The sequence below is a fragment of the Rhodococcus quanlei genome, assembly GCF_055231015.1.
In genome coordinates this window covers 146711-152869 of record NZ_JBUYWD010000003.1, presented here as the reverse complement: position 1 = coordinate 152869, position 6159 = coordinate 146711, and the positions used below count along the sequence as shown (strand labels likewise).

General features: G+C 62.3%; 7 protein-coding genes. 6 read left to right on the top strand and 1 reads right to left on the bottom strand.

What is annotated here, in order from left to right; all coding sequences use genetic code 11:
- Nucleotides 1-150: 150 nt before the first annotated feature.
- The 4 genes from ACZI8Q_RS02550 to aroQ all read left to right on the top strand — a co-directional run bounded on the left by ACZI8Q_RS02550 (nucleotide 151) and on the right by aroQ (nucleotide 3477).
- Entirely contained in the window at nucleotides 151-732 is a 582-nt protein-coding gene (locus tag ACZI8Q_RS02550) for an ATP-dependent Clp protease proteolytic subunit (RefSeq protein WP_463371939.1), read from the top strand.
- Nucleotides 733-776: 44 nt separating this feature from the next.
- Nucleotides 777-1439, top strand: coding sequence for an ATP-dependent Clp protease proteolytic subunit (locus ACZI8Q_RS02545; protein ID WP_463371923.1), 663 nt, complete (start codon nucleotides 777-779; stop codon nucleotides 1437-1439).
- Between the two features lie 292 nt (nucleotides 1440-1731).
- Nucleotides 1732-3012, top strand: a complete 1281-nt coding sequence (clpX, locus tag ACZI8Q_RS02540) for an ATP-dependent Clp protease ATP-binding subunit ClpX (protein WP_463371922.1) — start codon at nucleotides 1732-1734, stop codon at nucleotides 3010-3012.
- 24 nt (nucleotides 3013-3036) lie between these two features.
- Nucleotides 3037-3477 carry a type II 3-dehydroquinate dehydratase gene (gene aroQ / locus ACZI8Q_RS02535; RefSeq protein WP_463371938.1) on the top strand — a complete coding sequence of 147 codons (441 nt, stop codon included), beginning with the start codon at nucleotides 3037-3039 and terminating at the stop codon, nucleotides 3475-3477.
- Nucleotides 3478-3481: 4 nt separating this feature from the next.
- On the opposite strand, the gene fdhD is transcribed toward aroQ, so the two are convergent.
- A complete protein-coding gene (fdhD, locus tag ACZI8Q_RS02530; protein ID WP_463371921.1) occupies nucleotides 3482-4309 on the bottom strand; it encodes a formate dehydrogenase accessory sulfurtransferase FdhD in 828 nt (275 codons plus the stop codon).
- 159 nt (nucleotides 4310-4468) lie between these two features.
- Between fdhD and ACZI8Q_RS02525 the strand changes: the two genes are divergently transcribed.
- Both ACZI8Q_RS02525 and ACZI8Q_RS02520 read left to right on the top strand, forming a co-directional pair.
- Nucleotides 4469-5467 carry an iron-siderophore ABC transporter substrate-binding protein gene (locus ACZI8Q_RS02525; protein WP_463371920.1) on the top strand — a complete coding sequence of 333 codons (999 nt, stop codon included), beginning with the start codon at nucleotides 4469-4471 and terminating at the stop codon, nucleotides 5465-5467.
- 49 nt (nucleotides 5468-5516) lie between these two features.
- Complete coding sequence (locus ACZI8Q_RS02520) at nucleotides 5517-6119, top strand: GNAT family N-acetyltransferase (RefSeq protein ID WP_463371919.1); 603 nt, start codon at nucleotides 5517-5519, stop codon at nucleotides 6117-6119.
- Nucleotides 6120-6159: the final 40 nt, after the last annotated feature.

Here is a 6159-nt window from a genome sequence, read left to right as displayed (position 1 = left end):
TTTTTGTTTTCCCGTTTGCGCGGTGGGGGGGGCCCCCGGGGCACGGGGGCCCCCCCCCACTTCGTTAGGGTCAGTGTCAGCAATCGACGATTTATCGAGAAGGCAGGTACCGTGACTTCCAATCACCTGGAGACTTTGCAGAGTCCCGCCATGACCTCGGCCACCGCTGGATTGAACCTCAGCGATTCGGTCTACGAACGCCTGCTGCGCGAGCGCATCATTTTCCTCGGTACCCAGGTTGACGACGACATCGCGAACAAGTTGTGCGCCCAGATCCTGCTGTTGTCGGCCGAAGACCCCACCAGGGACATTTCCCTGTACATCAACTCCCCGGGTGGTTCGGTCACCTCCGGTATGGCGATCTACGACACGATGCAGTTCGCGGAGTGCGACGTCGCGACCTTCGGGATGGGTCTTGCCGCGTCGATGGGACAGTTCCTGCTGTCGGCAGGCGCGAAGGGCAAGCGGTACGCGCTGCCACACGCACGGATCATGATGCACCAGCCATCGGCCGGAATCGGCGGCACGGCCAGCGACATCGCGATCATGGCCGAGCAGTTCAAGCACACCAAGCACGAAATGGCCGAGCTCATCGCAGAACACACGGGCCAGACTCTCGAGCAGATTCTCGAGGACTCGGATCGTGATCGTTGGTTCACGGCGACCCAGGCACTCGAGTACGGCTTCGTGGACCACGTCGTGTCCCGCGCGCGTCAGACGTCGGGCAGCTAGCGGCTGCCCTCGAGTCCTGCGCCCCACCAACATTTGGAGAACCGATGACCAACATGTTCGATCCCCGTCAGCTCGGTGGCCAGGCCCCGGCCGGCCCGCAGAGCCGCTACATCCTGCCGTCGTTCATCGAGCACTCGAGCTACGGAGTCAAAGAATCCAACCCGTACAACAAGCTGTTCGAGGAGCGCATCATCTTCCTCGGCGTGCAGGTGGACGATGCGTCTGCGAACGATGTCATGGCCCAGTTGCTAGTTCTCGAGTCGCTCGATCCGGACCGTGACATCACCATGTACATCAACTCGCCTGGTGGTTCGTTCACGTCGTTGATGGCGATCTACGACACCATGCAGTACGTACGCGCCGACATCAACACCGTCTGCCTCGGACAGGCCGCGTCCGCTGCCGCAGTGCTCCTGGCCGCCGGTACTCCCGGAAAGCGCTTGGCTCTGCCGAACGCTCGTGTGTTGATCCACCAGCCGGCGACCGAGGGCATACAGGGGCAGGTCTCCGATCTCGAGATCCAAGCCGGTGAGATCGAACGTATGCGTCGCCAGATGGAACTGACATTGGCACGGCACACAGGCAAGGATGCCGACGTGATCCGTAAGGACACCGACCGCGACAAGATCCTCACCGCCGAGGAGGCCAAGGAGTACGGGATCATCGACGACGTACTCGAGTACCGCAAGCTCAGCGCCCAGAAGTAGGTCGCTCGGACTGCTGCGCCCCGGCTCGCGCGACACGCCCGGTTTGGGTGGTTCCCGCGAGCCCGGGGTGTAATCCGCGAGGCTGAATCCGCCGGAGGCGACCGCGCGAGCGGTCCAGTTTCGGGTCGGAAAGGGTTCGATCGGCAGAGTGTTCCGATACTCGGTCGGCGAATCGGTGGTAACCAGTCGACCTTGTTCCCGATCTGCGGGTACGGTCACATGACGGGCTTTCGTTCGGATCCACTTCGGGACGAGGGTTGCACGGAAACGAAGGAAGTAGGGGCCTGACGAGATGGCACGCATCGGAGACGGCGGGGATCTGCTCAAGTGCTCTTTTTGTGGCAAGAGTCAGAAGCAGGTCAAGAAGCTCATTGCAGGACCTGGGGTGTACATCTGCGACGAGTGCATCGACTTGTGCAACGAGATCATCGAAGAGGAACTGGCCGAAACCAGTGACGTCAAGCTCGACGAACTGCCCAAGCCTGCGGAAATTCGCGACTTCCTCGAGAACTATGTGATCGGCCAGGACTCCGCCAAGCGATCGTTGGCCGTTGCCGTTTACAACCACTACAAGCGGATCCAGGCGGGTGACAAGAACCGCGACGCCCACGGCGAATCCGTCGAATTGGCCAAGTCCAACATTTTGATGCTCGGGCCCACCGGCTGCGGCAAGACCTACCTTGCGCAGACGTTGGCCAAGATGCTGAACGTTCCGTTCGCGATCGCCGACGCCACGGCGCTGACCGAGGCCGGCTATGTCGGTGAGGACGTCGAGAACATTCTCCTCAAGCTGATCCAGGCTGCGGATTACGACGTGAAGCGCGCCGAGACCGGCATCATCTACATCGACGAGGTCGACAAGATCGCGCGCAAGAGCGAGAACCCGTCGATCACTCGGGACGTCTCGGGTGAAGGTGTTCAGCAGGCACTGTTGAAGATCCTCGAGGGCACGCAGGCGAGCGTTCCCCCGCAGGGCGGACGCAAGCACCCCCATCAGGAATTCATCCAGATCGACACCACGAACGTGCTCTTCATCGTGGCCGGCGCGTTCGCGGGTCTCGAGAAGATCGTTTCGGATCGTATCGGTAAGCGCGGTATCGGTTTCGGGGCGGAAGTGCGTTCCAAGGCCGAGATCGACACGCAGGATCACTTCGCCGAGGTCATGCCCGAGGACCTGATCAAGTTCGGTCTGATACCCGAGTTCATCGGGCGCCTGCCGATCGTCGCGTCGGTGACAAACCTGGACAAGGAGTCGCTCGTCCAGATTCTTTCCGAACCAAAGAACGCACTCGTGAAGCAGTACACGCGCTTGTTCGACATGGACAACGTCGAACTCGAGTTCACCAAAGATGGTCTGGAAGCGATCGCGGATCAGGCGATCCTGCGCGGTACCGGTGCTCGCGGACTGCGGGCCATCATGGAAGAGGTCCTACTTCCCGTGATGTACGACATCCCCAGCCGCGACGATGTCGCACGCGTTGTGGTCAGTGCGGAGACGGTCACGGACAATGTTCTTCCCACGATTGTTCCGCGCAAGCCCGAACGGGGCGAGCGGCGCGAGAAGAGCGCGTAGCGCACGATGGCGGCCGAGCGACAGATGGCTCCCGATCGACCGATTTTCGTCCTGAACGGGCCCAATCTGAATTTGCTGGGTCTTCGTGAACCTGCGTTGTACGGTTCTGCCACTCTCGATGACGTCGAACAATTGTGCCGGAGTGCGGCAGAGCAGGCGGGGCGCGAAATCGATGCGCGTCAGTCGAACCACGAGGGTGTCCTCATCGATTGGGTGCACGAGGCGAGGCAGTCCGCTTCCGGCGTCGTGATCAATCCGGGGGGATACACACACACGTCGGTTGCCTTGCGGGACGCGCTGGTGACGCTCGAGGTTCCGCTCGTCGAGGTGCACATCAGCAATATTCACGCGCGCGAAGAGTTTCGCCATCGCTCGTATGTTTCGGGGATTGCCACGGGGGTGATCGCCGGACTGGGAGTCGACGGGTACCGCGCTGCAATCGACTACATCTGCCGATTGCAGTGAGCCGTCACCGACCGGCTTTCACGCGTTCGGGGTGGGTGTAGACGTTCATCGATTCGCCCCGGAGAAATCCGAGGAGCGTCATGCTCGTTTCGTCGGCCAAATCCACTGCCAACGAGGATGGGGCGGACAACGTTGCGAGGACCGGCACACCGGCCATTGCGGCTTTCTGGACAAGTTCGAACGAAGCCCGGCTGCTGACGATGAGGACCGCGTCCGAAAGTGGGAGACGGTCCTGCCGGACAGCCCACCCGATTACCTTGTCGACCGCGTTGTGTCTGCCCACGTCCTCACGTAGCACGAGTAGTGAGCCGTCCGCGGTGAACAGGGCAGCGCCGTGCAATCCACCGGTCGACGCGAATGCTCGCTGCCCGTGCCGCAGGGTGTCTGGCATCGTCGACATCGCCGTGGCGGTGACGGACAGGTGGTCGGCGAGATTCGAGAATCGGGACCGTTGTGCGATGTCCTCGGCTGCAGTCTTGCCGCACACCCCGCACGCCGAGTTGACGACGGTACGGCGGTGCTCCTGCTCCGGAATGGTGATGCCCCCGGCCAGGTCGACATCGACGACGTTGTAGGTGTTGAGGCCCGCTGCGTCGACGCCGTTGCAGTAGCGGACACTCGACACATCTTCGCGGCTGTGGATGATGCCCTCGGTGAACAGTGACCCGTGTACGAGGTCGATGTCCGCACCCGGAGTGCGCATCGTCACCGACAGCGCGCGGCCGGCGACCCGCATCTCGAACGGCTCCTCGACAGCGAGGGTGTCCGGTCGCGGGGAGGCTCCCGCCGGGGTGATACGAAGGACTCGTCTACGTGTGGTGACTCGACCCATCGGACCTCCTTTCACCACGTGGTGTCGCTCTTCGGCAGTATGTCCAAGGGTAAGCCGCCCATTCTGGTCCAGCGGACGGCACGTGCCTCACCATCGCGCAGGTACTGCGCGGTAGTGTCGGCTCGACCATCAGTCCGACTCTTCCGAGAGGCTCACCGAATGAGTGCCGTGAACACCCCCCTCAGCCGACGAGGATTCCTGATTGCGTCGGGCGGCGCCATGCTCGCGTTCGCCGCTGCATGCAGCAGCGATTCCTCGGGGAGTGGTGGCGGTGCCACGGGGGCGACCATCGAGCACAAGTACGGTACGACGGAGGTTCCTGCTGCTCCGCAGCGGATCGTGAGCGTGGGATACAACGACCACGACACCGTACTCGCGCTCGGTGGAACGCTGGTCGGCACATTCGACTGGTATGGGGACTATCCGGGCGGGTTGTGGCCCTGGGCCAAGGACATTGCCGGTGACAATGTGCCCGAGATCGTGGCGTCGGCATCCACCGGCATCGATTTCGAGAAGGTGGCTGTCGCGGCCCCTGATCTGATCGTGGCCACATACTCGGGCCTGAAGAGTTCCGAGTACGACAAGCTCAGCGCGATTGCTCCTACGGTGGCACAGCCCAAGGAGTACGCCGATTACGGAGTGCCGTGGCAGGAACAGGCCGCGATCCTCGGCGATGCGCTGGGGCAGCAGCAGAAGGCCGGCTCGCTTGTGGCCGAGGTGGAAGGCGGCTTCGTGACTGCGCGAACGAACAACGCCGCGTTCGAAGGAAAGACGGTCATGGTCGGCGCCTTGAAGGGGCCGGGACAGTTCGGTGTGTACGGAGCCGAGGACCCGAAGGTTCGATTCTTCACCGAGCTCGGATTCGTGAACCCTCCTGTGCTGGAGGAGATGAACGCGAACTTCGCCGAGATCAGTACCGAGCAACTCACGCTCGCCGATGTGGACCTGCTCGTGTGGTACGCGGGCGGCGGCTTCGGTGACAAGTTGCGCGCCGAACTCGACAAGACTCCGCTTTACCAGCAGTTGGACGTAGTGAAGGACGGTCGGGCGATCATTCTCGAGGACGAAGCAGCCGAGGCGATGACGTGGAGTACGGTGCTCAGCCTTCCGTTCGCCTTGGAAGAGATTCCCGGACGGATCGCGCCTCTGGTTCGTTGATCGCGATTATTCCCGGGGGTAGAGCGGCGATCGGCTGTAGGTTTGCTGTATGGCTGTGAACGTCCGCCCCGCCCAGAGTCACGACATCATCGAGTTGTCGGGGGTGCTCGCTGAAGCGTTCGACGACGATCCGGTGATGACCTGGATGTTGCCGAACCCCGAAGATCGCGCGATACGCATGAGTCGGTTCTTCTCCGCGATCACCCGCTACCATCACCTGAAAGGTGGCGGTAGCGAGGTGGCAACCGACCACGCCGGCATGATCGGTGGCGCTACCCTGTGGGATCCGCCTGAGAAGTGGCAACAATCGCCGGTTTCCAGCCTGATGATGTTCCCATCGATATTCAGGGCGCTGGGTCGCCGGGTAGGTGCAGGTGCACAGCTCGACGGGGTCATGGAGGATGCCCATCCGAAGGCGCCGCACTGGTACCTGTCGACGATCGGCTCCGCAGTCCGCGGGGCCGGGTACGGTACGGCGTTGCTGAACTCGCGACTGGCGAGGTGCGACGCCTCCGGCGCGTCCGCTTATCTCGAGTCGAGCAAGGAATCGAATGTTCCGTATTACGAGCGTTTCGGGTTCGCCGTGACTCGAGAGATCGTGGTGCCGGATGGTGGGCCGACGCTGTACGCAATGTGGCGTGACGCTCGATAGATTGCGCACGCGGCCGAGTGCGGCGTGATACCAACAATCT

Bases quoted from the DNA above. Each gene is read 5' to 3' on its own strand.
- ACZI8Q_RS02550 (WP_463371939.1), top strand. From the start codon at position 151: ATGACCTCGGCCACCGCTGGATTGAACCTCAGCGATTCGGTCTACGAA.
- ACZI8Q_RS02545 (WP_463371923.1), top strand. From the start codon at position 777: ATGACCAACATGTTCGATCCCCGTCAGCTCGGTGGCCAGGCCCCGGCC.
- clpX (WP_463371922.1), top strand. From the start codon at position 1,732: ATGGCACGCATCGGAGACGGCGGGGATCTGCTCAAGTGCTCTTTTTGT.
- aroQ (WP_463371938.1), top strand. From the start codon at position 3,037: ATGGCTCCCGATCGACCGATTTTCGTCCTGAACGGGCCCAATCTGAAT.
- fdhD (WP_463371921.1), bottom strand. From the start codon at position 4,309: ATGGGTCGAGTCACCACACGTAGACGAGTCCTTCGTATCACCCCGGCG.
- ACZI8Q_RS02525 (WP_463371920.1), top strand. From the start codon at position 4,469: ATGAGTGCCGTGAACACCCCCCTCAGCCGACGAGGATTCCTGATTGCG.
- ACZI8Q_RS02520 (WP_463371919.1), top strand. From the start codon at position 5,517: ATGGCTGTGAACGTCCGCCCCGCCCAGAGTCACGACATCATCGAGTTG.